We start from the raw sequence: 25,282 nt of genomic DNA on the forward strand, positions 1-25,282 counted from the left end.
CCCAACTTAATTCTTATTATTTTCACAAAACTTTCACAAATTAATTCAGGTGTTCTTTGATATATGTAAGAGCTTCTTCGACATGGCCTTTGACGGAAACTTTCCGCCATTCTTTTACAAGATTTCCTTCTTTATCAATGACGAATGTGGAACGTTCGATTCCCATGTACTCCTTGCCGAAGTTTTTCTTCAGCTTCCAAACTCCATATTTCTCTGCTACTTCATGATCCTCATCTACCAATAAAAGAAATGGAAGATCATATTTATCAATGAATTTTTTATGTCGCTCAAGTGAGTCAGTGCTTACCCCAAGAATTACAGTATCAAGCCCACCAAAGCTTTCGTGCGCATCCCTAAAATCACAAGCCTCTGTTGTACAACCTGGTGTCATATCTTTTGGATAAAAATATAGCAATACATTCTTTCCTTTAAAATCTGCTAATGAAACTGTTTCTCCGTTACTCGCTGTTGCTGTAAATTCAGGCGCCTTTTGTCCAACTTCAATTGTCATTTCGATTACCTCCTGTTTTTCCTATTAAGAATAGGGTACATAATTTATAGAAGATATACAAATAATCAGGACGGTATTTGTTTTAAAGGTATTCGTGCTAAAATAGAATAGTTGATTTCAAAGCTAGGAGGAAGGACATAAATGAATTTTTCAAAATCAGAAGAGTTATATAGTGAAGCATTGGAGCACATCGTTGGTGGTGTAAATAGTCCGTCACGTTCATATAAGGCAGTGGGCGGCGGTGCACCCGCGGCGATGGAACGTGCAAAGGGTGCTTACTTTTGGGATGTAGATGGGAATAAATACATAGATTATTTGGCTGCTTATGGTCCAATTATTACAGGTCATGCCCATCCTCATATTACCGAAGCCATTACAAAAGCTGCTGAAACGGGTGTGCTTTACGGAACACCGACTCCACATGAAGTAAAGTTTGCAAAAATGCTAAAGGAAGCTATTCCAGGGATGGATAAAGTACGTTTTGTAAACTCCGGTACGGAAGCAGTTATGACAACAATCCGTGTGGCACGCGCGTATACAAATAGAACAAAGATCATTAAATTTGCAGGTTGCTATCACGGACATTCTGACCTTGTGCTTGTAGCAGCTGGTTCTGGCCCTTCCACATTAGGAACCCCAGATTCTGCTGGTGTCCCAAAGAGCATTGCACAAGAAGTAATCACGGTTCCTTTCAATGATATTGAACCATTTAAAGAAGCCCTTGCTAAATGGGGTTCGGAAATTGCCGGAGTACTTGTTGAGCCAATTGTAGGGAACTTTGGAATTGTCGAGCCTAAAGAAGGATTTTTAGAACAAGTACTTGAGCTTTCTCATGAAGCAGGTGCACTCGTTATTTTTGATGAGGTCATTACAGCTTTCCGTTTTATGTATGGAGGCGCTCAGAATCTATTAGGCATTACACCAGATTTAACAGCGTTAGGAAAAATCATTGGTGGCGGACTTCCAATAGGCGCATATGGCGGTAAAAAAGAAATTATGGAACAGGTAGCTCCACTTGGGCCAGCATATCAAGCAGGAACGATGGCTGGCAATCCAGCATCCATGCTATCAGGAATCGCTTGTTTAGAAGTGCTTCAGGAAGAAGGATTGTATGAGAAATTAGATCGACTCGGTGCAATCCTTGAAGAAGGAATTTTACAGCATGCATCTACCTACAATGTTCCAATTACAATTAACCGATTAAAAGGCGCATTGACGATTTTCTTTACGAATGAAAAAGTTGAAAACTATGAGCAGGCAGAAAATACAGACGGCGAAATGTTTGGTCGTTTCTTTAAATTAATGCTTAGCCAAGGCATCAATCTTGCCCCTTCAAAATATGAAGCATGGTTCTTAACGATTGCTCATACCGAAGAAGATATAATTGAGACATTAAAAGCAGTTGAATATGCGTTCAAGAATTTATAAGGTGTTTATTGGAAACCTGCCGTGGGGCAGGTTTTTTTTGATTTCTAGCTTTATTTTATGCTATTGTCCATAAATTTTTATTATTAGCCGTATTTTTGATTTATTAGCCAAAAAACTAAAGCTAATAGCCGTATTTTAATTTTATCGGCCATATTTTAAATTTCCGCAATAGAAGAGAAAAAACTTTGTACATTCAACAAAATACCAAATTACAACGGGCCTCGACTAGGACATGTTTCTCTTGCTATAAGCATAAAATCATTGTATGATACTGTATTGGTTTAGATTATGGAAAAAAAGCTAAATATAAGATGATGTTCAAAAAGTCCGGTAAAAATGACGCATCGAATTTCTTCGTTGGCTTGCTTTTGCGTTCCTTGGAAAAGAAAACCACTTTTCCAGCGTGCGATGTGGAATCAAGGAAGTAATATTCCTTATGCTCACGTATCAAACACATACGTGCCACTACTCGGGAGCTACACCGCCTTGAACTTTCGACGCACAGGATGTGCTAGTGTCGGCGTCGCCACAGGACGTGGCGCTATCGCCGACGAGGTCCTTTTTATCCTCCTTTTTGAACACGTAGATAAGGAAACAGCTTTTTTATAGAAAGGATTCGTATAAATGAAATTTGGTGCCCGCATGTTAAAAACGGGAATAGCCATTACCCTTGCGTTAATGTTAGCAAAGCTTCTTGAATTACCTTCCCCGGTATTTGCTGGGATTGCTGCTGTTTTTGCGATTCAACCTTCGATATACCGTTCTTACTTAACTGTGATTGAACAGGTTCAAGCCAACGTGATCGGTGCGTTCTTTGCAGTTATGTTTGGAATGTACTTTGGCAATAATGCATTTATCATTGGACTAACTGTTGTTCTTGTTATCGCGATTAACCTGAGGTTTAAGATGGAGAAGACGATCTCAGTCGCAATCGTAACCGTCATCGCTATCATGGAAAGTCCTAGTGAACAATTTATTGAGTTTGCAAGTCTTCGCTTTCTTGCAATCTTATTGGGAATTTTGTCCGCGTTTTTAGTCAACCTTGTTTTTCTCCCACCTAAATATGAGAAAAAACTATATGATGCCATTGTCGAGCAATGCGAGGAAATCTTTAAATGGGTGCGAGTTAGTACAAGGCATGCATCCGAATATAATACGTTAAAAGATGATATCGACAAAATTAAAGAAAACATCATACAAATTGATCAGCTATTTCTCCTATATAAAGAGGAACGGAATTATTTTAAAAAGGTAGAATACGAAAAGTCTAGAAAGCTTGTTTTGTTTCGACAAATGATTGTTTGTACAAACCGAGCATTAGACACACTAAAAAAGCTCCATAAGCATGAAAATGAACTACACGATTTGCCGATTCCGTTTCAGCAATTTTTTGTAAAAGAAATTGATGATCTTCTTCATTTTCACGAGCAAATATTATTAAAATTTGTTGGTAAGGTAAAGGTTCTGGCCCCAGAAGAGCTAAAGCAGGATTTTGCATTTGATCGAAAAAAGATCATTGATACCTTGTTTAATCAACAAAAGCCAGCGAATGAAGAAGATGAAGAGGCATGGTATCACCTGATGACACTTGCATCGACCATCTTTGAATACTCTGAACAGCTTGAAAGATTGGATACATTGGTAGATAGCTTTCAAAGTTTTCACAATGAAGTTATCGTGGAAGAAGCGAATAAAGAGTAAAAAGAGGCTGGGACATTAACTAGCTTCGAATAATGAAAAAGGTGAGTTTGAGCACGCTCAAACTCACCTTTTTCTATTTTTCGTGTAAATTCTCCTATTACCTTAGTTGTTGGCAGTGAATTTTCTTAAATTCACTGCCATTAAAGCTAGACCCATTTCGTTCTCCACCTTCGATTTTCCTCGAACAGAAAATCGGGAGAAACGCAAATTAGCTTTCAAGAATCCAAAAACTGGTTCCACATCGATTTTGCGTTTTCGATAGAGGGCACTCGTTTTCTCTTCTGAAAGCTTCGCTCTTACGTATTCTTTTTGCTGTTCCCACTTTTCATTCACCATTAGTTTTCGATTGTTACCTTCTTTGGCTTTTGTACATGATAAGCGGAATGGGCATCCCGAACAGTCTTCGCACTCATAGATTTTGAACTTCCGTTCAAAGCCTGTACGGTCAGTGCGAATAGAATGATATTGAAACTCAAGACGTTTATGATTAGGGCATGTATATGTATCTGTTTCTTCATCATACTGCCAATTGTCAGGGTTAAATATGTTTTGTTTAAACTTTTTGTTTTGTTCCTTCAAATACAGGTTATAAGTGATAAGCGCTTCTCGTTTTCTATTGGAAAGGATATCATTATAGTTTTGTTCACTACCATAACCTGCATCTGCGACAATGTGTTTCGGTAACTCGAAATAATGCTGCTCGATTTCATCTAGAAATGGAATTAACGTACGTGTATCTGTTGGATTAGAAAACAAACTATAAGCAAGAGTGTATTGACCTTCCGTTGCGATTTGTACATTGTAACCAGCTTTCAACTGTCCATTTCTCATATAATCTTCTTTCATTCGCATAAATGTCGCATCAGGATCCGTTTTAGAATAGCTATTACGTGTGCCAAAGATTTCTAAGTCTTCTTGGTATTTCTGTTTACGTAAGACAAAATCAATCAATTGCTTACGTACTTGTTTCGGATATTTGCGTTCGCTTCTTAAAGCTTTTCGTTCTGAAACATCTGATGTAACTTCAATTTGTTTATCATACTCGGTTACGACTTCGTCTACTTTTTGAACCAATTGAGTGAGCTCTTCCAACGATAACTGTTCGGTGTTTTCGCGTTCAATTTCAGGTATGATTTCGTTCTTAAGTAGCTCGTTGTATAGCTGGTTTGACTTTTCAATTAAGCTTTCACTATATTTCTCAATGGATTTCTTCCAAACGAACGTAAATTTATTCGCATTCGCTTCAATCTTTGTACCATCAATAAAAATAGCTTCTTGATCAATAAGTTTTTCTTCAACTAATTGGCAACGGAATTGGACGAAACATTTGCGAATTAAATCTTTCACTTCTGATTGAACACGGAATCGGTTGATTGTGCGGTAGCTTGGTTCATACCCTTGAGCTAACCACATCATACGGATACTATCTTTTAATAGGGCTTCGATTTTGCGTCCAGAGAAGACAGATTGCGAGTAGGCACACAAGATAATTTTAAGCATCATGCGTGGATGATAAGCAGGACAACCCTCATTTCGAAGAAATGGTTCGAATGCTTCTTGCGGGATACTTTCAACTAAATGATGGACATGGAAGGCAATATCATTATTTTGTAATTTTACTTCTAAATCTAAAGGCAAAATTAATTGATTCATGTTATAATCTTTAAACATAAGGACACTTCTTTCTGTTTGGATTTTGTGTGGTAACTTAATTTTAACAAAGAATGTCCTTATTTTTTATTTAAAAATAATCAAAGCCTGTGAAATTTTACTCATAGTAAAAATTCACAGGCTTTTTCAGTTCAGAGGAGGGTTTTGTCCCAGCCCCTTTTTTATTGTTTCATCTTCGGGTCTAATGCGTCCCTCAGCCCATCCCCCATTAAATTAAATCCAAGCACCGTCAGCATGATTGCAATCCCTGGAAAAATCATTGTCCACGGAGCCTGCGTTAAGTAATTCTTTGAATCAGCAAGCATTTTACCCCATTCTGGATTTGGTGGCTGAGCTCCCATTCCTAAAAATCCGAGTGCTGCTGCTTCAATAATAGCAGTCGCAATCGCCAATGATGCCTGGACGATGATTGGCGCCATACTGTTCGGTAGAATATGATGAAATAAAATTCTCCGGTCCTTCATCCCAACAGCCCGGGCGGCGGTTATATATTCCTCTTCCTTTACACTTAACACCCTCGATCGAATCAACCTTCCAAAGTTCGGTACATTGATGATTGCAATAGCAATCAATGCATTTCGAAGTGAAGGCCCTAGGATTGCAACAATAGCTAAAGCGAGTAAGATACTTGGAAAAGCTAGCAATATATCAAACATTCGACTAATCAGGTTATCTACCCAACGACCATAATATCCTGCTAGGATTCCAAGTAAACTTCCCACGATCGCGGAGCCCATAACAGCAAAGAAACCCACCCGTAATGAGATTCTTGCCCCATAAATGATTCTTGATAAGATGTCCCTTCCAAAATCATCTGTTCCGAGCCAGTGATCACTGGAAGGCGGTTGAAGTCGATTTGCCAGATTTTTCTCATCGATTCCTTGAGGCGCAATGAGTGGTGCAAAAATGGCAAGTATGATAAAAAAGAAAACAATACAAGTTCCTACAATTGCTAATTTATTTTTACGAAAGCTTCTCCACGCTTCCTTCCATGGAGAAATAACACCATCATTATTTTTCATCGACATATCCGTTTGAGCTAACTCTGTCATCTAATCACCCCTTCCCTATTTTTTAACGATATTTAATTCGCGGATCGATAACCGCATATAAAAGATCTACGATTAAATTGATAAAAACAAAGAAGGTCGCGACTACTAAAATACCTGACTGAATCACCGGGTAATCACGATAATTAATAGCTTCATAAATATATCTTCCAATTCCTGGCCAACCAAATATCGTTTCTGTTAAAATAGCTCCTCCCAGTAATAAACCTGTTTGTAAACCGATCACCGTTAAAACTGGAATGACCGCATTTTTCAAGGAGTGCTTGTACACGACCCAAAACATCTTGACTCCCTTTGCACGTGCCGTTCTTACGAAGTCTGAACGCATCACCTCAAGCATGCTAGAACGTGTAATACGTGCGATTATTGCCATTGGAATGGTTGCTAGCGCGACACTCGGTAGGATTAAATGCTTTAAGACCGTCACAAATTGATCAGTTCTCCCGTTAATTAGAGTATCTATTAAATAAAGACTGGTAATTGAATCAACTGGGTCACGCACATTTTCTCTGCCGGTGGTTGGTAATAGATCTAATTGAAGTGCAAATGCCCACTGCTCCATTAACCCTAACCAAAAAATGGGCATCGATACACCAATTAAGGCAAGGACCATTGCAGTGTAATCAAACCAAGAATTCTGAAACCAAGCGCTTATAATTCCAGCGTTAACTCCTATTACAATTGCAATAATCATCGCAACAAGGGTTAACTCTATTGTTGCGGCTAGATAGGGCCAAATCTCATCACTTATAGCCGTTTTCGTCCGAATAGATTCACCTAAATCACCGGTCAAGAGTCCCTTGATATACTCGAAATATTGAATGTATAAAGGTTGATCAAGACCAAGTTTTGTTGTCAGCGCGGCGATGGCCTCCTCGGTAGCACGCTGGCCAAGGATGATTTGTGCCGGATTTCCAGGGATTAGGTGAATAATTGAAAAAACAACAAGAGTCATGCCAATTAACACTGGAATGACCATTCCAATTCTTCGTAATGTATATGCGAACAAGGTTATCACCTCTTTTATTGGAAAAGTAGACGTCAAAGAGGAGAATAAATCTCCCCTTTGATCTGTCTCAAACATTCATCTTTTACTCAAATTCAACCTTTGTCAAAATATCAGAACCAGTTGGGTGTGGTAACAGTCCTTTTAGGTTTTTCTTTCCTGCTAGTAGTGGTGTTGAATGAACCAATGGTGCCCATGGAGAATCTTCATGGATAATTTCCTGAGCTTTTTTATACAACTCATTTCGTTGCTCTTGATCTGGAATGGTTTGGGCTTCAATTAAAATATCATGAAGCTCATCATTACTGTAATACGAATAGTTGTTACTACCGATGCTATCTTTATCTAATAATGTATAAATAAAGTTATCTGGGTCTCCATTGTCCCCTGTCCAACCTAACATGTAGGCATCAAATTCTCCTTTGCTAGCTTGTTCCAAGTACGTTCCCCAATCAACTGATTTAATTTCTGCCTTAACACCGATTTCAGCAAAGCTTGATTGGATAACCTCTGCAACTTTCATTCCATCAGGCATATATGGACGTGGAACAGGCATTGCCCAAAGCTCCATTTCAAACCCATCCGGATAACCTGCCTCAACTAGTAATTCTTTCGCTTTTTCGAGATCATATGGATATGGTTCAATATCATCGTTATACCCTTCTAAAGCTGGTGGAAGTGGATTCTTAGCAGGTTCGGCAAGGCCTCCATAAAACGCTGCAATAATTCCTTCTTTATCAATCGCATGATTTAATGCTTGACGAACGAGTTTATTATCAAAAGGTGGTCTATTGACTGTAAAACCTAAGTAACCAACATTCATGGACGGTCGCTCAAATGTTTGTAAATCAGGATTTCCTTCAATTTGAGTTAAATCTGAAGGGTTTACGCCATCCATTAAATCAATTTCACCTGCAAGTAATGCATTAAGGCGAGCTGAATTTTCTGGAATTGATCTAAATATAATTTTCTCTAATTTCGGATAGCCTTCCATCCAATAATCAGGGTTCTTTTCTAATGTAATTCTGTCATTTTCTTTCCATTCAACAAATTTAAATGGACCTGTACCTACTGGATTTTTCATAAAGTCTCCACCGAATTTCTCAAGTGCAGTAGGACTTGCAATACCGAATGGGGACATCGCAAGGTTCTTTAAGAAAGGAGCTTGTGGACGATTTAATATAAATTTAACCGTAAAATCGTCTTCTGCAACTACTTCTTTTATCACATGACCTTCATCCCCTTTAAATCCTCCAAACATGGTGTAATAAGGGAATTGGTCAGCATCTCCATTCATCCAACGCTCGAAGTTCTTAACCACGGCATCTGCATTAAAATCCGTACCATCATGGAATTTAACCCCTTCACGAAGCTTCAGTGTATATTCAAGCCCGTCTTCAGAAGGTGTCCACTCAGTTGCCAGACCTGGTTGTAAAGTGGTGTCTTGTTCTCCATAGTTTATTAAGGTTTCGAAGATATTCACCGTTACCTTAAAAGTTTCCCCCTCCGTGGTTGAAATTGGATCTAGAGAAACAGAATCCCCACCACGACCAAATACAAGCTCTTTTTGCACTTCTCCTGTTGGAGTCTCTTCTTTTGGCTTATCTCCCTCATTTTGATTTTCGCTTCCTTCTTCACTTCCTCCACTACAGCCTACTAAAGCTGTCGATATAAGGAGCAGGAATAAAATTGAGACTAGTATACCTTTCCTCTTAAACAATGAAATTCCCCCTTGTAGCTTTTTTTATTATCATGAATGCTACGAGTCATTCGTAGAGATGACAAGCAACAAAATGACCTTCTTCCACTTCCTTAAACTCTGGGCGTGTCGTCTTGCAAATATCCATGCAACTGTTGCATCTTGTGTGAAATGTACAACCTGCAGGTGGGTTTGATGGGCTTGGAATCTCCCCGGTGATCCCAACCGACTCATTTTTATAATCTGGGTCTGGAATTGGCACAGCTTCAAGCAAGCTTTTTGTATATGGATGCAGAGGTTTATTGTAAAGCTTCTCACTATCAGTCAATTCTATGATTCTTCCTAAATACATCACGCCCACTCTATCACTTATATGCCGCACTACCCCTAAATCATGTGCAATAAATATATAGGTGAGGTCATATTTCTTTTGCAGATCCTCCATAAGGTTTAATACCTGTGATTGAATCGACACATCGAGAGCGGAAACTGGCTCGTCTGCAATAATGAGGGAAGGATTAGTCATTAACGCCTTTGCAATACCAATACGCTGTCGCTGTCCTCCACTAAATTGGTGCGGATATCGTTTTGCATGATAACTACTTAATCCTACGACCTCTAGCATTTCTTGGACTCTACGCTTTCGTTCCGTTCTATCACCAATTCCGTGAACGATCAGAGGCTCCTCTAGTATTTTTTCGACAGTATGCCTTGGATTTAGGGAAGCGTATGGATCTTGAAAAATAATTTGCATATCACGTCTGAGCTTCCTCATCTCTGATAATGATAGATTTGTAACATCCTGATCATTAAATAGAACCTGCCCTTCTGTTGGGTCTAAAAGCCGTAAGATAAGTCTTCCTGTTGTAGATTTTCCACACCCACTTTCTCCAACGATCCCTAGGGTTTCGCCCTTATTCACAAAAAAGGAAAGTCCATCAACGGCCTTTACATCTCCAACTTTTTTTCCAAACACACCACCGTTAACCGGAAAATACTTTTTTAAATTATGGACTTGTAGTAAAGGCTGTGTCATGATTGCTCTCCCCCTCTCGAGTTTGCAAAAAACAGCGAACACGATGACCTCTATCATCAACCCTATAAAGCTCTGGATTTTCAGATGAGCATCTTTCAAATGCAAATTCACATCGCTCAGCAAAACGACACCCATGCCTGATTGAACCCGGCTTCGGTACATTTCCAGGAATTGAATAAAGGCGTTCATTCTTATTGCGAATATCAGGAACTGATTTTAATAATCCTTTCGTATATGGATGCTTCGGATTTTTAAAAATGGATGAGACTTCGCCTTCTTCCACAATCTTTCCGGCATACATGACAACCACTCGTTCACATATTTGCGCAACAACGCCTAAATCATGTGTAATGAGCATAATGGCAGTATTCATCTCAACGTTCAATTCCTTCATTAGCTTCAAAATCTGTGATTGAATCGTAACGTCTAAGGCAGTTGTTGGCTCATCGGCGATTAATAGTTTTGGGTTGCATGCCATCGCCATTGCAATCATCACTCTTTGACGCATACCTCCAGATAATTGGTGGGGATATTCCTCCATTAATTCCTCTGCACGCGGAAGGCCGACACGTTTCATAATTTCAATAGCCTTTAAACGGGATTTCTTTTTATCCCATTTCCTATGTATCTTTATCCCCTCTATCATTTGATTACCGATTGTAAATAAAGGATTAAGAGAAGTCATGGGTTCCTGAAAAATCATCGCGATTTCATTTCCCCTAATTTGACGCATCTTTTTCTCAGAGTAATGGATGATATTTTCACGATTAAAAATAATTTCACCACCGACAACTTTGCCAGGAGGATTTGGAACTAGTCCCATTATCGATAAGGATGTGACACTTTTCCCGCAACCTGATTCTCCAACCACCCCGAGAATTTCCCCTTCTTTTATATGAAAGTCAATGTTGTCAACCGCTGGTATTTCTCCTTCATCAGTAAAAAATGAGGTGCGTAAACCTTTTACCTCAATTATTTTTTCCCCCATCTATCACACCTGCCTTTACAAGAAGTTTTATTAAAAAGGTGGACGAATTATTACAACAATGTAAAAAAAAGGCCCCGAGAAACGAAGGAATTTTATCCTATAATTCGACAGGATTTCCCTGGAAATAACAACAAGATCTCATTCAAAGCAGAAACCCGTCGAATTTGAAGATAAAAAAGATGCGGAAGTTTATCCACGGGTTCCGTTTTGAATTAATAACCGGCCAATTATCACATCAATAGGCATACGAATTTCTAATGTGTAGTAACAGTTAAAATCATAGTCAAAAAAGCTAAGTCTACGGACAAATGAAGGTGAAAATTTTTGCAGGGGTTTGGATGTTTTGGGATCTTCAGACAAGGGGTGGCATATTTAATTCTGGTGTGTCGGAAGTTTGGCGATCTTCAGACAAACGGGTGGCAGAATCTGTGCGGGGGTGTCCGAAGTTCGTGGATTTTCAGACAAAAGAAGGCGGATTCAGTGCAGGGGTGTGCGAAGGTGGAGTAACTTCGGACAAGGATTAGCATATTCACCACGAGGGTGTCCGAAGTTTGAGGATCTTCAGACTCTGGAATGCGGAATCTGTGCAGGGGTTTCCGAAGTTCGTCGATCTTCGATTAAGTCCATATAATTGTGTAAAAAGAAAAAGAGTCAAATCAATTCCATTTGGCCACAATGTTATCAGCGACGAAAACATTAGGAGGAATTAATTTTGACTCAACTTCAGTTTACCCTAAATTTGGACAATTTAAAAGATGCTGTTATGAACTCTAATATCGAAGCGGTTACTAAAGCTTCCATAGTCTTAGTACTGAATGAAATAATGGAAAAAGAACGTGATGAACACTTACAAGCAAAAGCTTATGAACGAACAGTTACTCGTCGAGATTACCGAAATGGTTATTATGAACGTGATTTACTATTATCTAACGGACGAATTACTTTGCGTGTTCCTCGTACACGTGAAGGTGACTTTTCTCCATCTATATTTGAAAAGTATGAACGAAGCGACCAAGCTTTTGTTCTTTCTATGTTAGAGATGGTTATTAATGGGGTATCTACTGGAAATGTTACGAAGGTTGTAAAGCAACTCTGTGGAGAAAATGTATCGAAATCCTTTGTGTCATCACTTACAAAGAAACTTGAACCAATCGTTAATCAATGGGCAAATCGACCATTAAACGTCATGTACTATCCGTATATTTTTGCAGATGCCATGTACATAAAGGTTCGTGAACATCACCGTGTTGTTTCAAAAGCAGTTTATATTGCTACTGCTATTAATGAAAAAGATCAAAGAGAAGTTATTGGTCTAAAAGTAGATCATGTAGAAAGTTTTGATGCTTGGCAAAGCTTTTTCAAGGATTTAAAGTCACGCGGGTTACAATCACCTAAGCTAGTTATATCAGATGCTCATGAAGGGTTAAAAAAGGCTATACAACGTGAATTTATTGGAACCTCATGGCAAAGATGTACTGTACATTTCAAGCGTAATATAATAGGTGATCTTCCAAAAAAAGATATGGCACAGGTAATCTTTGATTTAAAAAGAATATTCAGTGCTATGACTAGAGAAGATGCTTGCGCGTTTAAAGAAGATTTTATTAAGAACTATCGAGATAATTCTAAACTAAAAAAAGCAATACAAATCTTAGAAGAAGGCTTCGAAGATGCCATCCAATACCTAAATGAACCATGTTCATACCACACTTATATACACAGTACAAATTCATTGGAGCGGTTGAACCAGGAAGTCCGGCGAAGAGAAAGAGTAATAAGAATTTTCCCTCACACTCAATCTGCCTTTCGCTTAATTGGAGCCATATTAATGGATTATCAAGAAAAGCAAGTTATGAAAAAGCTGCCAATCAAAAAAAGATAGTACGCGAAGCGAGCGAAATTTGTATGGGTAGGAAGGGGGTACCCCCTTCCTACCCATACAAATTAATTTCTTAACACAAGTAAATCTAATAACCTGATAATTATTGTTAGCCATAGAATTAATTTTACACAAAATTATGGACTTGACTCGATCTTCAGACAACGGTTGGCATATTCACCGCGAGTGTGTCCGAAGTTTGATGATCTTCAGACAAGGGAAGCTGAAATCAGTACGAGTGTGTCCGAAGTTTGGAGATCTTCAGACAACGGTTGGCATATTCACCGCGAGTGTGTCCGAAGTTTGATGATCTTCAGACAAGGGAACGCGAAATCAGCTCGAGTGTGTCCGAAGTTTGGGGATCTTCAGACAAGGGAAGGCGAAATCAGCGCGAGGGTGTCCGAAGTTTGGGCATCTTCAGACAAAGTAATGCGAAATCAGTGCGAGTGTGTCCGAAGTTTAGATATCTTCAGACAAGGGAAGCTGAAATCAGTGCGAGTGTGTCCGAAGTTTGGAGATCTTCAGACAAGGGAACGCGAAATCAGCTCGAGTGTGTCCGAAGTTTGGGGATCTTCAGACAAGGGAAGGCGAAATCAGCGCGAGGGTGTCCGAAGTTTGAGGATCTTCAGACTCTGGAATGCGGAATCTGTGCAGGGGTGTCCGAAGTTTGTCAATCTTCAGACAACGGTTGGCATATTCACCGCGAGGGTGTCCGAAGTTTGATGATCTTCAGACAAGGGAAGGCGGAATCAGGGCGGGGGTGTCCGAAGGTCTAGTAACTTCAGACAATCGGTGGCATATTCAACGCGAGTGTGTCCGAAGTTTGGGGATCTTCAGACAGTGAAAGGCGGAATCAGTGCAGGGGTGTCCGAAGGTGAAGTAGCTTCGGACATAAGTCGGCAAAATCTGCACAAGTGTGTCTCTGAAACCAAATAATTCCTCTAATATTAGGCGTTAATTTATCGAAAAAAATTAAAGCGTGAATTCATAGGTGAATTCACGCTAAAAAATATATTGTGTTTTATGTTCTGCTCCCTGAATTGGAACCTATTAAAGTATTCCCTGTCTTCGTTAATCATCAAGTTGTTGTACTTGGAAAAGGTTGAAATAATGTCCTTTTTGGCTCATTAATTCGGCATGCGTTCCGACTTCTACGATTTCACCATGCTCAATTAAGACAATTTTATCGGCATGTGTAATCGTGGATAACCGATGAGCAACGATAAAAGTAGTACGATTTTTTGCTAATTCTTCTAGTGATTCCTGAATGAGGTGTTCACTTTCCAGATCCAATGCTGAAGTTGCTTCATCCCAGATTAGTAATGGCGGATTTTTTAAGAATACGCGAGCAATTGCAATTCGTTGTTTTTGTCCACCAGACAGCTTTACGCCTCGTTCCCCTACTTTTGTATCATACCCTTGAGGGAGATTTTCGATAAATTCATGGGCATTAGCTGCTTTAGCTGCTTCAATAACTTCTTCGTCAGTTGCTCCTGGTTTACCAAGCAGAATATTATGCTTGACGGATTCACTAAATAAAAAGGTGTCCTGATGGACCATCCCAATTTTATCACGAAGACTTCTTACCTTAAAAGAACGAATATCCGTCCCATCTAATAAGATTCTTCCTCCAGTTACATCGTAGAATCTTGGTACTAAGCTGACCAGTGTCGACTTTCCTCCACCACTCATTCCGACTAGAGCAACTGTTTCTCCACTTTGAATGTTAAGATTAATATCCTTTAGAACGACTTGATCGTCGTCATCATCGCCATAAGAAAATGTTACATTTTCAAAACTCATGTTTCCGGCTACATTTTTACATTCAATCGCGTTCGGCAGGTCGACGATATCATACTTTTCATCTATAAATTCAAATACACGATCCATCGAAGCAAGGGCTTGTGTTAATGTTGTTGATGAGTTTACAAGTCGTCTTAACGGGTTGTAGAGTCGATCAATATAAGCGACAAACGCAACCAAAGTTCCGACTGTTAAATCACCTTGAATCACTTGAAAGCCTGCATACCCGATGACAAGCAATGGAGCGATATCTGTTATCGTATTAACGACAGCAAAGGTTTTTGCATTCCAGCTTGTATGGTCTAATGCCTTTTGTAGAAAATTGCTGTTTTGTTTATCAAATAGCCTTTGTTCATGATCTTCAATTGCAAAACTTCGGATAACAGGAATCCCTTGCACACGTTCATGAAGATACCCTTGTACCTCAGCCAATGCCTGTGATCTTGATCTTGTAAGATGGCGAAGTCTGCCATAAAAATACTTAATCGAAAAGCCATAAAGTGGAAACAAAATAATAGAAACGATTGTTAATGGAATATCGAGTGTTAGCATAATCGCAATTGCAATAAAAATTGTAAACAGATCAAGCCATAAGTTCATTAATCCAGTAATGACAAATGTTTTCGTTTGCTCCACATCATGAATAACCCTAGATATTACTTCACCCGCTCGTGTATTGGCATAATACCTTAGACTTAGCTTTTGTATATGATCAAAAAGCTGGTCACGGATATCATAGAGGATTTTACTACCGACCCACTGTGCATAATATTGACGATAATATTCAACGGGTGGCCGCAGTACAAGAAAAATAAATAACATGATTCCCATCGCTAAGAAAAGTTTCGATAGTTTTTCATCTTGTGTAAGATCTGCAGCGATGACATCATCCAATACATATTTCAGTAATAGTGGAGTGAGCATTGGAATCGAGAATTTTATGATACCAATGATAATTGTGATAAAGATTTGAAACCGGTACGGCTTCACAAATTTCATATAACGTCTAGTACTCCCCAATCCCCTGACCTTCCTTCTAGTTGTTGTACAATCAATTACCCGAAAAACAATCGGGTTAAAATTTGAAAACCTGTTGTTATTTTCAACAGGTTTTAGAGGTTATTCAATTGCGCCTTTACATATTTGCGCGCAGATTTTTAGACCCACACGATGTCGGTCACAAAGATGTTGCCACAGGAAGTGGCGGTTTTAGTCTTTGATTTATTGCTCGAAAAAAATTCATAAAAATCTGTGGCATCAGCCGGAGGCTTAACATTATTCAATAGAAGTTGGGACTTCTACTGAATAATGTTAACTTCGATAGGTTAGATAGCGCTCGTACCAGATATCAATAAAATCCGGTGCAAATGGACCTTTACGCCCACGAATCCATTGGATAAGCTTGTCCACATTATTTTTTAATATCTTATCGATGACATCAGGATAATTCATTTCACGACGATGCTTTTCATACTCATCCTCGTCTAATAAGATAAATGTCATATCTGGAAAAACCTTTATATCCAAATCATAATCGATATATTTCAATGCTTCATCATCGGAAATAAACGGGGAACTGATATTACAATAATAATAAACCCCATCCTCACGTATCATTCCGATAATATTAAACCAATGGCGCGCATGAAAATAACATATAGCCGGTTCACGTGTAATCCAAGTCCGGCCGTCGGACTCTGTCACAGTTGTGCGGTCATTCCCGCCTATGACTATGCTTTGTGTACCCTTAAGCACTCTAGTTTCTTCCCAAACACGGTGAATATGGCCATTATGTTTATAACTATGGATTTGTATTTTATCTCCTTCCATGGGAATACCCATTCTCTCTCCCTACTTTCACTTTGGGCAGCTTTGTCTTATACATTTCTAAATCTTCCAAGATTTGATATAGATTTTGTATATTATTCGATAGGTTTAATGCCGAACTCCCATATCGAACGTATTAAAACAAAGAAAAACCTTTTTCTATTATTATAACGGTTAGTCCCATTTTTTAAAACAAAAGAGCCATCGTTATTTTTCGATGACTCTTTTACGCAACATATTTAGACAGTTTGATGGATTTTGCCTTGATAGGATCGAATAACTTCTTCCGTTTGTTGCTGGAATAAGTCATGGATCTGCGTTAGCTCATCTTGCATACGTTTTATCTCTTCTTGGATCGGCTGGAGTTCAGTTTCTTTTTGAAGTTCTAAAATTTGCTTCTCTAGTTCTTGGCATCTTTCAATTTCAGATTGAATGAAAAGTAGCTTATCCATTGTTTTTAACTGTTCACCAACAAGGGCATTAAAATCGCTCATCATGTGATCCTCCTAATTGTCTATGAACTATTATTATTGTTATAACCTATTATTTCTGGAAATAGACTCAATTTCCTTTGTCTATGTATGTAGTAATATAGGAGGTTTTGTCAAACTATCAAGGAAGGGCGTTGGCTAGCGGGTCAATGTTTGAATTTTAGGATATCATCGATTTCATGAAAGACTTTACGATGGTGACTTCCCCCCGTTCGGGACTTCATCCACCTTATGAAAGACTTTACGACGGTGACTTCGCTGCGTTCGGGACTTCATCCTCCTTATGAAAGACTCTACGATGGCGACTTTCCTCCATTCGGGACTTCATCCTCCTTATGAAAGACTTTACGATGGTGACTTCCCCCCGTTCGGGAATTCATCCTCCTTATGAAAGACTTTACGATGGCGACTTCCATCCGGTCGGGACTTCATCCTCCTTATGAAAGACTTTACGATGGTGACTTCCCCCCGTTCGGGAATTCATCAGCCTCCTTCATCCAACTCAAAAAGAAAAAGGAAAACACTTCCCGACGAATACGGGAAGTGTTTTGGGTAAAGCAGTAAGTATTTTGATTATATTAGCCTTGGCCTTTGTTAGACTGAGACTGTTGGTTTTGACGTCTTACTTCTTGAGCGTTTGTTTCGCTAGCAAACTCAGTACCGAATTGACCACCAGCACCTTGAGATTGAGCGTTTTGTTGTCTAACTTGTTGTACGTTAGTTCCAGCTGAAGTTTTGTTTGGTTGTTTAGCCATTGTAATCACCTCCACGACAATTAATTTGTCCTAGAAAGGAATTTAATATCCATAAAAAATATTATTTAAAAATAGGATATTTTTACATACTTTGGATAATCTTATTAATTGAACATAGTGAAACTAATATGATGTTCAAAAAGGAGGGTAATTGAAGATGTATGCTGGTCGAGACATGACTCATTTATCAATGATCCCAAAAAATGAATGGAAGGAAAGCGAGCTTGCTTTTTTCCACCATTCCTTTCAACAAATTGTCCCTTATTTAAATGCTGAGGGCCAATCCCTGCACCGTGAAATTGTCCAGGAAATTGAAGCTAGGGGCGGTTTCCATCGTAACAATGAATATACAAGTGATATTAAATTGTCGTATGATTGATTTTAGGTAGAGATAAAGTGGGTCAAGGGACCTGTCCCCTTGACCCATTTATTTAGTGAGATAGCTTTTTAATATTTTTTGATGGGAAACCGGGAAGGTGTATTGTTCCATTTCCTTTAGGCTAACCAACTTCAAGTTGTCAGTTTCTTTTATAGTTCCCTTTATTTCCCCTTCAAACACTGTTATGTTCCAAATCAAATGAGAAAACACATGCTGAATTGTCGTGAATGCTTGGCCAATTTTTGCATTTACTTGATACTCGTTAGTCAAGAAATCACCGAGCTGTTCTTTTGGTGCCTGGACATCTAGAATGATTTCATTGTTTGGAAATTCCCACAGATTTGCTAAAAGTCCTTTTTCAGGTCGTTTATGGATTAAAAATTTGCCATCCTCGTTTTGAAGGACAACTGCCGCCATAGATACAGCCATTGGTGCCTTTTTCTTACTCTTTACTGGTAGTTCTTTTTGAACACCCTCTGCAAAAGCTCTACAATGTTCTTGAACGGGACATAATAGGCATGCTGGATTTCCTGGAACGCAAATCAGTGCACCTAATTCCATTAAAGCTTGATTAAAAGCAGATGGATTATCTTTTGAGATAATTTCTCTGACAATATCTTCAAACAATTTGCGCGTTTTAGGCTTAGCAATGTCATCCCATACTGATAAAATTCTTGAAAGTACTCGCATCACATTTCCATCCACTGCAGGCTCAGGTATTCCATAAGCAATACTAAGGATTGCCCCAGTAGTATATGGGCCTACACCTTTTAGACTCGAAATTTCTTCAACTGTATTTGGAACCTTACCATCATATTCTTGCGCAACTTCCTTAACAGCAGCATGAAGGTTTCGAACACGTGAATAATACCCTAGGCCTTCCCATGCTTTAAGTACTTTCTCTTCATCTGCCTCAGCAAGATCTTCGATTGTCGGAAACTTAGAAACGAAATTCTCAAAATACGGAATCACTGTATCGACTCTTGTTTGTTGGAGCATAATTTCCGAAACCCATACTTTATAAGGATCTTGATCCTGCCTCCAAGGAAGGTCTCTTTGTTCTTTTTCAAACCAATCAATTAAATCATTTTGAAATTCATTTATCGAAAAACTTTCTAAAAGTTTCATTTGTCCATACCATTCCCTCTCCCAAGGTGATAAAATTAAAATAATTTACCTACATGAAGAAAAAGCTTGTCCTTCTTCATGAAATCCTATCTTAAAACCCCAAAAAATTAGTGTTCTATTCAATTTTTTTCAAACATCTTTTTAAATTGAGATTGTTGGTTACATTAAACTTAGGAACAACTAAAAGCACAAGCGCCTTGTTCAGCCCCGACAAGTACAAGACGATTCGGCTAGAAGGTTGCTTTTTAACCTTCTTGACGAATCGAATTGTGACCTCTAGAGGCTAGGCGCTGAAGCTAGACAAGTTCGAAAAAGGAGGTCCCATTTTGGATACAGGAACACATATCGTTATGGGTTTTGCTTTAGGTGGCATTGCCACACTTGACCCACATGTTACGGTTAACCCCGCTACTACTCATGCCGTGATCCTAGGAACGTTAATTGGTTCGCAAGCACCAGACCTTGATACGATACTTAAATTACGAAACAATGCTCATTATATAAAAAATCACAGAGGAATTACACATTCCATACCAGCGGTTTTACTTTGGCCGATATTGATTACTGGAGCCCTTTTATTCTTTTACCCAGAAGCGAATCTATTATCTTTATGGATGTGGACCTTTATTGGTGTCATTCTCCATGTATTTGTCGATATTTTTAATGCATATGGAACGCAAGCGTTACGGCCTTTTTCTCACAAGTGGGTAGCATTAGGTGTTATTAATACATTTGACCCCTTTATCTTCCTCATGCATTTAGTAGGTATTATCGTGTGGAAGTTTGGGCTGCACCCAGGAGTAACATTCTTTTCCGTATATGCAATCCTTCTGGTTTATTATATCATTCGATTTCGAATGCGAAATAAGGTTGAAGCAGCCGTTCGTGCCAAAATCGATGAAAAAATCACAGAGGTTATTATTTCTCCAACCTATCGTTTCAGTCAATGGCATATTGCCGTCATAACAGAGAAATATTTTTATGTTGCTCGCTCTGTAAACAACGAACTTATTTTACATGATCAATTTGTTAAACGCCCAATTCCTGATACACCTGTTATAAATGCTGCAATAAAGGACAAGAACCTTGCTGCATTCCTCCACTTCTCACCCGTTTATCGATGGGAAGTTGATGAGTATGATGATTATTATGAAGTTCGCTTTATTGACTTAAGATATCGAAGCAAGGGACATTATCCATTTGTTGCGGTTGTACAGCTGGATCTTGATTTAAATATTATAACATCCTATACTGGCTGGATTTTCAGCGAAGAAAAACTCCGTAAAAAACTAGAGCTCATCCCGAGTTAAACCATTCCCCCCATAACAATGTTGTTATGGGGCTTATTTACTTCCAATTACTTGATAAGGATTACCATTAATTCACGTTCTCCATTTTACATCATAAGAGGTCAAGAACTCCATACTAGTAATACGTGTTTAAAGGAGAGAACTCCCTTTTTGCACGATATCCAATTTTGCTTCTATAGGAGGTATTCGCATGCGGAACAAAAAACGAGGATTCCCAAACCAGAATCGTAATAAGTTTCAGGGTGAGCCTAGAGCAAAGGCAGAATACGCTTCAACAAGAGCAGATGGTTCCATTAACACACATCCACAAGAACGAATGAAGGCTTCAAGTGAGCGACACGATTTTTAACTTAGGGATCAGACCAAAGACTAAGAACGCCACATCATGTTGGCCTAAATCGATTCGAGTATAACTTGGAGGTGCGTATAATGGGTAAAAAAGGCTATAAACGAAATGAATACAACAATCCTTTCCAACAAGCATGGGCAAATCCAAAACATGCATGGGCACAGGTAAATGGTGAAACAAGACGGACACAAAATCTCATTATATTGGAGCATCAAACAAGAAAACAATCATAATTAGAAAAGTGAAGCGGCTTGTCAGCCCCGACAAGCACAAGACGGGCCGGCTTGTTCTTTAACCTTCTTGATGGAATGGCTTGTGACCTCGAGGGGCTAGGCGATGCAGCTAGACAATAATAAAAACCAGAGAGATCGTTTCTCTCTGGTTTTTATTATTCTTTAATAAGCAATGAAATCGGTAATGCTTCTTCCTTGCCCTCTTGGCTCATTCGATGTCCCCAAGCAAACACACCGTTGATGTAGTCGATTTTAAAATAACTGCCAGGATCGCCATCTATTTCATATGTTTCTCCAGGTTTGTAATCCGCTGGATTAAGGAGATATGCTTTTGCCATAGAAGCTTTTCGTTCGAGCACAGCAAGTTCATTTACAATGCCAAGCTGTTCTGCTTTTCGGGCTTGTTCCTTTAAGCCAGCAATTTCCTGCCTTAATTCAAATTCTGTCATTTGGCTGTATCGTTTTTCTTGCATGTTAGTTCTCTCCATCCTTTATGTGAGTGATGAATTTTTCAATCATATCTAAGTCAAAGCCTTTGCGAAAAAGGGCTTGTTTCATTTTTTGTTCGTATTCCCATCCATCTAATTTATCAAATTTTCTATGAGCCTTCATTCCATGATGCTCGAGGGCTCCCCACTCTTCATCTGTGTCCTTCTCAATCGACGCTTCTTCCATGGCGATTTGAATGACGTCCCACGAATAACCTTTTCTTTGAAGGGTTTGCTCGATTTTTTGTTTTGTTTGACGCTCTGAAGCTTTATTGTTTTTTGGGATCGTTTTTGAAATTAACTTTATGGCTTTTTCGACTTGCTCGTCCATCGTAAAAAGGGCAAGACTTTTCAATAAAATGTCCTGTTCAATTCCTTTTTCAAATAGTTCTTGTTTAATTACCTCAGGGCCCTTTGTGGTTGTATTAATTTGTGTTTGGACATACGCTCTCGCAAATTCCTCATCATTAATGTATTTATATTCAGCAAGTTTATGAATCACGTCTGGAATAATTGGTTCATCGACTTCTTTTTTCTTAAGGTAATCAATGACTTCCTTCGTCGAACGCATTCTATAGGATAAAAAATTCAATGCCAAATTAAAGGCTTTTTTCACTTCATCCTCAAACTGTATTTCCGAAATGTCTAACTCATCAAGCTCCATCCCTTTTTTTAGCTGAAAAGAAATAAGAATATCCTGATCAACACTAAAAGCATATTCTTCGCCCTTCCCGTGATCAAGAAAAATATTAAATCGCTCTGTATTTTTCTTTTGAGTTGTGATTTTCGCTATAATGGCCATATCAATTACACCTCCCCTTTATAGTAGCACAGAAATTTAGAGGATAAATGGAAAACTTATTGAATTATGTAGGAAAAGGCATGGAAAGGAAGAAACTAATGAAGATTGCGATTGCTGGTGGAACTGGCTTTGTCGGAAAAAAGCTTACCGATTTTCTTTTGGATCAAAATCATGAAGTATATATTTTAACGAGAAATACTACCTATACAAGTCACCACCCTAACCTTCATTATGTTGAATGGCTAACAGCAACAAGTTCCCCAGAAAACCAACTACAAGGTCTAGATGCTATGATTAATCTCGCTGGTGAATCGTTGAATAGTGGTAGATGGACAGAGATTCGTAAAAAAAGAATAACAGAAAGTCGGATAACGGCAACAAAGGAAGTTCTTCGTATACTCTCTTCCTTGCCTAAAAAGCCGGAAGTCTTGTTGAATGCAAGTGCAATTGGAATTTATGGGACTTCAGAGACCGACACTTTTACAGAAGATTCTACGCAAGATGGCAGTGATTTTCTAGCAAAGACTGTTATTGCTTGGGAAGACGAAGCAAAGAAAGCAACTGACCTAGGTGTCCGAACTTGTTTCTTACGGTTTGGCGTTGTTCTTGGTGAGGACGGTGGTGCTCTTACACGAATGGTATTACCTTATCATTTATTCATCGGAGGCACGATCGGCTCTGGAAAACAGTGGTTATCATGGATTCATATTGATGATGTTGTAAAAGGAATTGATTTTCTTTTACACCATACATCCGTCCACGGATCAGTTAATTTCACTGCACCACAACCCATGCAAATGAAACACTTTGGTCAAACCATCGGAGCTGTTATACATCGACCACATTGGCTTCCAGTACCCGGGTTTGTCTTAGAGGTTTTACTCGGTGAGATGAGCATCTTGGTATTAAAGGGACAAAAAGTGTTACCAACAAAACTTGAAGAGCATGGGTTCTCTTTTACTTTTAAAACAGTAGAACAGGCATTGAGTCAAATTTTAAAAGGTTGATTCGACATGATTCAGCAAGGTCTTTACAAAACCGTCGAAATTACCAAAAATTTGATACAAAATTTTCACAAAAAACCTATTTATTTTTACAAAAGTTTCGAGTATGATACCTAGAGTGAAGTAAAAAAAGTATTACACAACAATAAAATACAAACTTAAAATTGGCTAATTCAAGTTGGCTAACTTTAGGGAAGGCAAATGGTGCGCCACCAGTTTCACTGGTTCTAGTGGGTTCGATTCCCACCCCGAAATTTTTTATCAATACAAAAAATTTCGAGGGTGGATCCTGCCACAGGTCTGGTCTGTCCTCATCTGGAGGGGAAACTGATGCTAAAAAAACGTGAACTTCAGGATTGTCTCGCGCTTTATGAATTACTGGTGCACCCAGATGTCTTCCCATTTGTGCGTCAAAAGGCTTATTCCTATGAAGAGTTTTTATTTGTAACAAAGCAAACGATTGAAGCAGAAGAGCGTGGTGAATTGATTTCACGTACTATTTTAGACGAGTGGGGCTCTCCGATCGGAACGATTAATTTATATGACATTGAAGACAATGCAGGTTTCCTTGGTACTTGGCTTGGCAAACCATTCCATGGAAAAGGCTACAATCAAGCAGCAAAGGATGCATTTTTTGCAGAACTCTTTTTTGAGCTTGGTATTGAAACAATCTTTATGAGAGTTAAGAAAGTAAACCATCGCTCAACAAAAGCTGTTCAAAAGCTACCTTTTGTGTCATTCGCCAATGAAACGAGAAAGTCATTACTTGACCAAATCAATGCTGATGGTGATATTTTTAACCTTTTTGAGGTTTCCAAAGATTTATATACATTGCATACCTTACGTGTAGGACAGAGTACTGAAGAAGAACATTTAAGAGAAGCTTAAACCCGTTATTTTCAACGGGTTTTTTGTTTGGATTTTTTTGGAATGGATAAACTAATACTATATTACTTAGAAAGCGAGGAATCTTTGATGGCAAAAGAAAAAAAGCGTGACAATAAGTCAAAAAGCACTTTAAGCAGCATGCAAGAGGTTTCATATTCTAGGGATTTTAAAATGGCTGACCAAGCCGGTGGGTATACCAAAAAGCAGGCTAGACATTAACATAATCAAATACGCCTTGGCGTATCTGATCACAGATTTTTTTCAAACTTGCTCGAAAATCTTCCATCGAAAAATCTGTGGCATCCGCCGGAGGCGAACATTATTCAGGCAGGCTAATTTTATCTAGTTCTTTTAGCCTTCATATATACAGACATTGTTTTTATACGGAAACCTTAAGTTGAATAATGTTCAGTATCTTCCACTTATGAAGTAAGTTTTCAAGGTCATCCTATAATTGAGCAGGTTGCGTTTGTAACCTCTCCACTATTATCTAGGATGGTGTTGAGAATGGGCAGATCAAGAGGACAAAAATCACGAGATAAAAACAAAGGGAACTTACCACAAGTTCCACAAAACATGAAATCAGATGGTCGTGATGTCGAGTTCTCACGTGAACTTGCTGACCAAGACGATTTAGAAGCGCAAGCACGCTCAAATGCAGCAGATGCGAGAGCGAAAAAACGAAAAAAGAAATAGGTAATGTGTCCATAACCGAAGGAAAACGTCCTTCGGTTTTTTTTTGCTAAATACAGTCCCCCTTTTCCCTCTTATACATATTTTTAGCACAGTACAAACTCGTAGCGCATAAAATAAATCGATTGCCAATACTCACAATT

Annotated in this window: 25 protein-coding genes; 11 read left to right on the top strand and 14 right to left on the bottom strand. The window is 38.7% G+C overall.

The genetic code is table 11. From position 1 onward, the window contains the following. Window positions 1–40: 40 nt before the first annotated feature. On the bottom strand, window positions 41–511 hold the full coding sequence (gene bcp, locus NST91_RS20995) for a thioredoxin-dependent thiol peroxidase (RefSeq protein WP_121448899.1): 471 nt from the start codon (window positions 509–511) through the stop codon (window positions 41–43). Window positions 512–652: 141 nt separating this feature from the next. On the opposite strand from bcp, the gene NST91_RS21000 reads away from it, so the two are divergent. Next, a complete protein-coding gene (locus tag NST91_RS21000) occupies window positions 653–1,939 on the top strand; it encodes a glutamate-1-semialdehyde 2,1-aminomutase (RefSeq protein ID WP_341332688.1) in 1,287 nt (428 codons plus the stop codon). A gap of 624 nt (window positions 1,940–2,563) precedes the next feature. After that, entirely contained in the window at window positions 2,564–3,640 is a 1,077-nt protein-coding gene (locus NST91_RS21005; RefSeq protein WP_341332689.1) for an FUSC family protein, read from the top strand. 102 nt (window positions 3,641–3,742) lie between these two features. On the opposite strand, the gene NST91_RS21010 is transcribed toward NST91_RS21005, so the two are convergent. The 6 genes from NST91_RS21010 to NST91_RS21035 all read right to left on the bottom strand — a co-directional run bounded on the left by NST91_RS21010 (window position 3,743) and on the right by NST91_RS21035 (window position 11,110). Beyond that, on the bottom strand, window positions 3,743–5,311 hold the full coding sequence (locus NST91_RS21010; RefSeq protein WP_341329892.1) for an IS1182 family transposase: 1,569 nt from the start codon (window positions 5,309–5,311) through the stop codon (window positions 3,743–3,745). Between the two features lie 161 nt (window positions 5,312–5,472). Then, on the bottom strand, window positions 5,473–6,363 hold the full coding sequence (gene nikC / locus NST91_RS21015; RefSeq protein WP_099364780.1) for a nickel transporter permease: 891 nt from the start codon (window positions 6,361–6,363) through the stop codon (window positions 5,473–5,475). Between the two features lie 22 nt (window positions 6,364–6,385). Then, window positions 6,386–7,390: an ABC transporter permease gene (locus tag NST91_RS21020; protein ID WP_341332690.1), complete on the bottom strand. Its 1,005-nt coding sequence runs from the start codon at window positions 7,388–7,390 to the stop codon at window positions 6,386–6,388. A gap of 82 nt (window positions 7,391–7,472) precedes the next feature. Further along, window positions 7,473–9,107 (bottom strand): ABC transporter substrate-binding protein, encoded by a 1,635-nt coding sequence (locus NST91_RS21025; RefSeq protein WP_341332691.1) that lies wholly within the window; start codon window positions 9,105–9,107, stop codon window positions 7,473–7,475. Between the two features lie 46 nt (window positions 9,108–9,153). After that, a complete protein-coding gene (locus tag NST91_RS21030; protein WP_341332692.1) occupies window positions 9,154–10,122 on the bottom strand; it encodes an ABC transporter ATP-binding protein in 969 nt (322 codons plus the stop codon). Beyond that, complete coding sequence (locus tag NST91_RS21035; RefSeq protein ID WP_341332693.1) at window positions 10,094–11,110, bottom strand: ABC transporter ATP-binding protein; 1,017 nt, start codon at window positions 11,108–11,110, stop codon at window positions 10,094–10,096. Before NST91_RS21035 ends, NST91_RS21030 begins: the two co-directional genes overlap by 29 nt. 712 nt (window positions 11,111–11,822) lie before the next feature. Between NST91_RS21035 and NST91_RS21040 the strand changes: the two genes are divergently transcribed. Next, a complete protein-coding gene (locus NST91_RS21040; protein ID WP_341330668.1) occupies window positions 11,823–12,992 on the top strand; it encodes an IS256 family transposase in 1,170 nt (389 codons plus the stop codon). 1,068 nt (window positions 12,993–14,060) lie between these two features. Here NST91_RS21040 and NST91_RS21045 read toward each other — a convergent pair. The 4 genes from NST91_RS21045 to NST91_RS21060 all read right to left on the bottom strand — a co-directional run bounded on the left by NST91_RS21045 (window position 14,061) and on the right by NST91_RS21060 (window position 17,865). Continuing rightward, window positions 14,061–15,812, bottom strand: coding sequence for an ABC transporter ATP-binding protein (locus tag NST91_RS21045; protein ID WP_341332694.1), 1,752 nt, complete (start codon window positions 15,810–15,812; stop codon window positions 14,061–14,063). 291 nt (window positions 15,813–16,103) lie between these two features. After that, on the bottom strand, window positions 16,104–16,634 hold the full coding sequence (gene ntdP, locus NST91_RS21050) for a nucleoside tri-diphosphate phosphatase (protein ID WP_099352806.1): 531 nt from the start codon (window positions 16,632–16,634) through the stop codon (window positions 16,104–16,106). Window positions 16,635–16,858: 224 nt separating this feature from the next. Further along, complete coding sequence (locus tag NST91_RS21055; protein WP_341332695.1) at window positions 16,859–17,113, bottom strand: YgaB family protein; 255 nt, start codon at window positions 17,111–17,113, stop codon at window positions 16,859–16,861. 575 nt (window positions 17,114–17,688) lie between these two features. Beyond that, window positions 17,689–17,865, bottom strand: coding sequence for a gamma-type small acid-soluble spore protein (locus NST91_RS21060; protein WP_099352808.1), 177 nt, complete (start codon window positions 17,863–17,865; stop codon window positions 17,689–17,691). Window positions 17,866–18,022: 157 nt separating this feature from the next. On the opposite strand from NST91_RS21060, the gene yfhS reads away from it, so the two are divergent. Next, window positions 18,023–18,244: a mother cell protein YfhS gene (yfhS, locus tag NST91_RS21065; protein WP_099352809.1), complete on the top strand. Its 222-nt coding sequence runs from the start codon at window positions 18,023–18,025 to the stop codon at window positions 18,242–18,244. Window positions 18,245–18,292: 48 nt separating this feature from the next. Here the strand turns inward: yfhS and mutY are convergent, their stop codons facing one another. Next, window positions 18,293–19,372, bottom strand: a complete 1,080-nt coding sequence (gene mutY / locus NST91_RS21070) for an A/G-specific adenine glycosylase (RefSeq protein WP_341332696.1) — start codon at window positions 19,370–19,372, stop codon at window positions 18,293–18,295. Window positions 19,373–19,698: 326 nt separating this feature from the next. On the opposite strand from mutY, the gene NST91_RS21075 reads away from it, so the two are divergent. The 3 genes from NST91_RS21075 to NST91_RS21085 all read left to right on the top strand — a co-directional run bounded on the left by NST91_RS21075 (window position 19,699) and on the right by NST91_RS21085 (window position 21,264). Beyond that, complete coding sequence (locus tag NST91_RS21075) at window positions 19,699–20,682, top strand: metal-dependent hydrolase (protein WP_341332697.1); 984 nt, start codon at window positions 19,699–19,701, stop codon at window positions 20,680–20,682. A gap of 190 nt (window positions 20,683–20,872) precedes the next feature. Continuing rightward, window positions 20,873–21,031 (top strand): small, acid-soluble spore protein K, encoded by a 159-nt coding sequence (locus NST91_RS21080; protein ID WP_010677476.1) that lies wholly within the window; start codon window positions 20,873–20,875, stop codon window positions 21,029–21,031. An 80-nt stretch (window positions 21,032–21,111) separates the two neighbouring features. Continuing rightward, window positions 21,112–21,264, top strand: a complete 153-nt coding sequence (locus tag NST91_RS21085) for a YpzG family protein (RefSeq protein ID WP_099352812.1) — start codon at window positions 21,112–21,114, stop codon at window positions 21,262–21,264. A gap of 155 nt (window positions 21,265–21,419) precedes the next feature. On the opposite strand, the gene NST91_RS21090 is transcribed toward NST91_RS21085, so the two are convergent. Together NST91_RS21090 and recX are read right to left on the bottom strand one after the other, a co-directional pair. Beyond that, entirely contained in the window at window positions 21,420–21,737 is a 318-nt protein-coding gene (locus NST91_RS21090; protein ID WP_341332698.1) for a YfhH family protein, read from the bottom strand. A gap of 1 nt (window position 21,738) precedes the next feature. After that, a complete protein-coding gene (gene recX / locus NST91_RS21095; protein WP_341332699.1) occupies window positions 21,739–22,554 on the bottom strand; it encodes a recombination regulator RecX in 816 nt (271 codons plus the stop codon). A 98-nt stretch (window positions 22,555–22,652) separates the two neighbouring features. Here recX and NST91_RS21100 point away from each other — a divergent pair, with 98 nt between their 5' ends. The 4 genes from NST91_RS21100 to NST91_RS21115 all read left to right on the top strand — a co-directional run bounded on the left by NST91_RS21100 (window position 22,653) and on the right by NST91_RS21115 (window position 25,142). After that, window positions 22,653–23,561, top strand: coding sequence for a TIGR01777 family oxidoreductase (locus NST91_RS21100; protein ID WP_341333578.1), 909 nt, complete (start codon window positions 22,653–22,655; stop codon window positions 23,559–23,561). 327 nt (window positions 23,562–23,888) lie between these two features. Then, window positions 23,889–24,446 carry a GNAT family N-acetyltransferase gene (locus tag NST91_RS21105; protein ID WP_341332700.1) on the top strand — a complete coding sequence of 186 codons (558 nt, stop codon included), beginning with the start codon at window positions 23,889–23,891 and terminating at the stop codon, window positions 24,444–24,446. A gap of 87 nt (window positions 24,447–24,533) precedes the next feature. Then, window positions 24,534–24,665 carry a YfhE family protein gene (locus NST91_RS21110; protein ID WP_099352896.1) on the top strand — a complete coding sequence of 44 codons (132 nt, stop codon included), beginning with the start codon at window positions 24,534–24,536 and terminating at the stop codon, window positions 24,663–24,665. A gap of 288 nt (window positions 24,666–24,953) precedes the next feature. Next, window positions 24,954–25,142, top strand: coding sequence for a YfhD family protein (locus tag NST91_RS21115; protein WP_099352817.1), 189 nt, complete (start codon window positions 24,954–24,956; stop codon window positions 25,140–25,142). Window positions 25,143–25,282 lie beyond the last annotated feature (140 nt).

This window comes from Ferdinandcohnia sp. FSL W7-1320, assembly GCF_038050315.1.
Lineage (GTDB): Bacteria > Bacillota > Bacilli > Bacillales > Bacillaceae_L > Ferdinandcohnia > Ferdinandcohnia aciditolerans.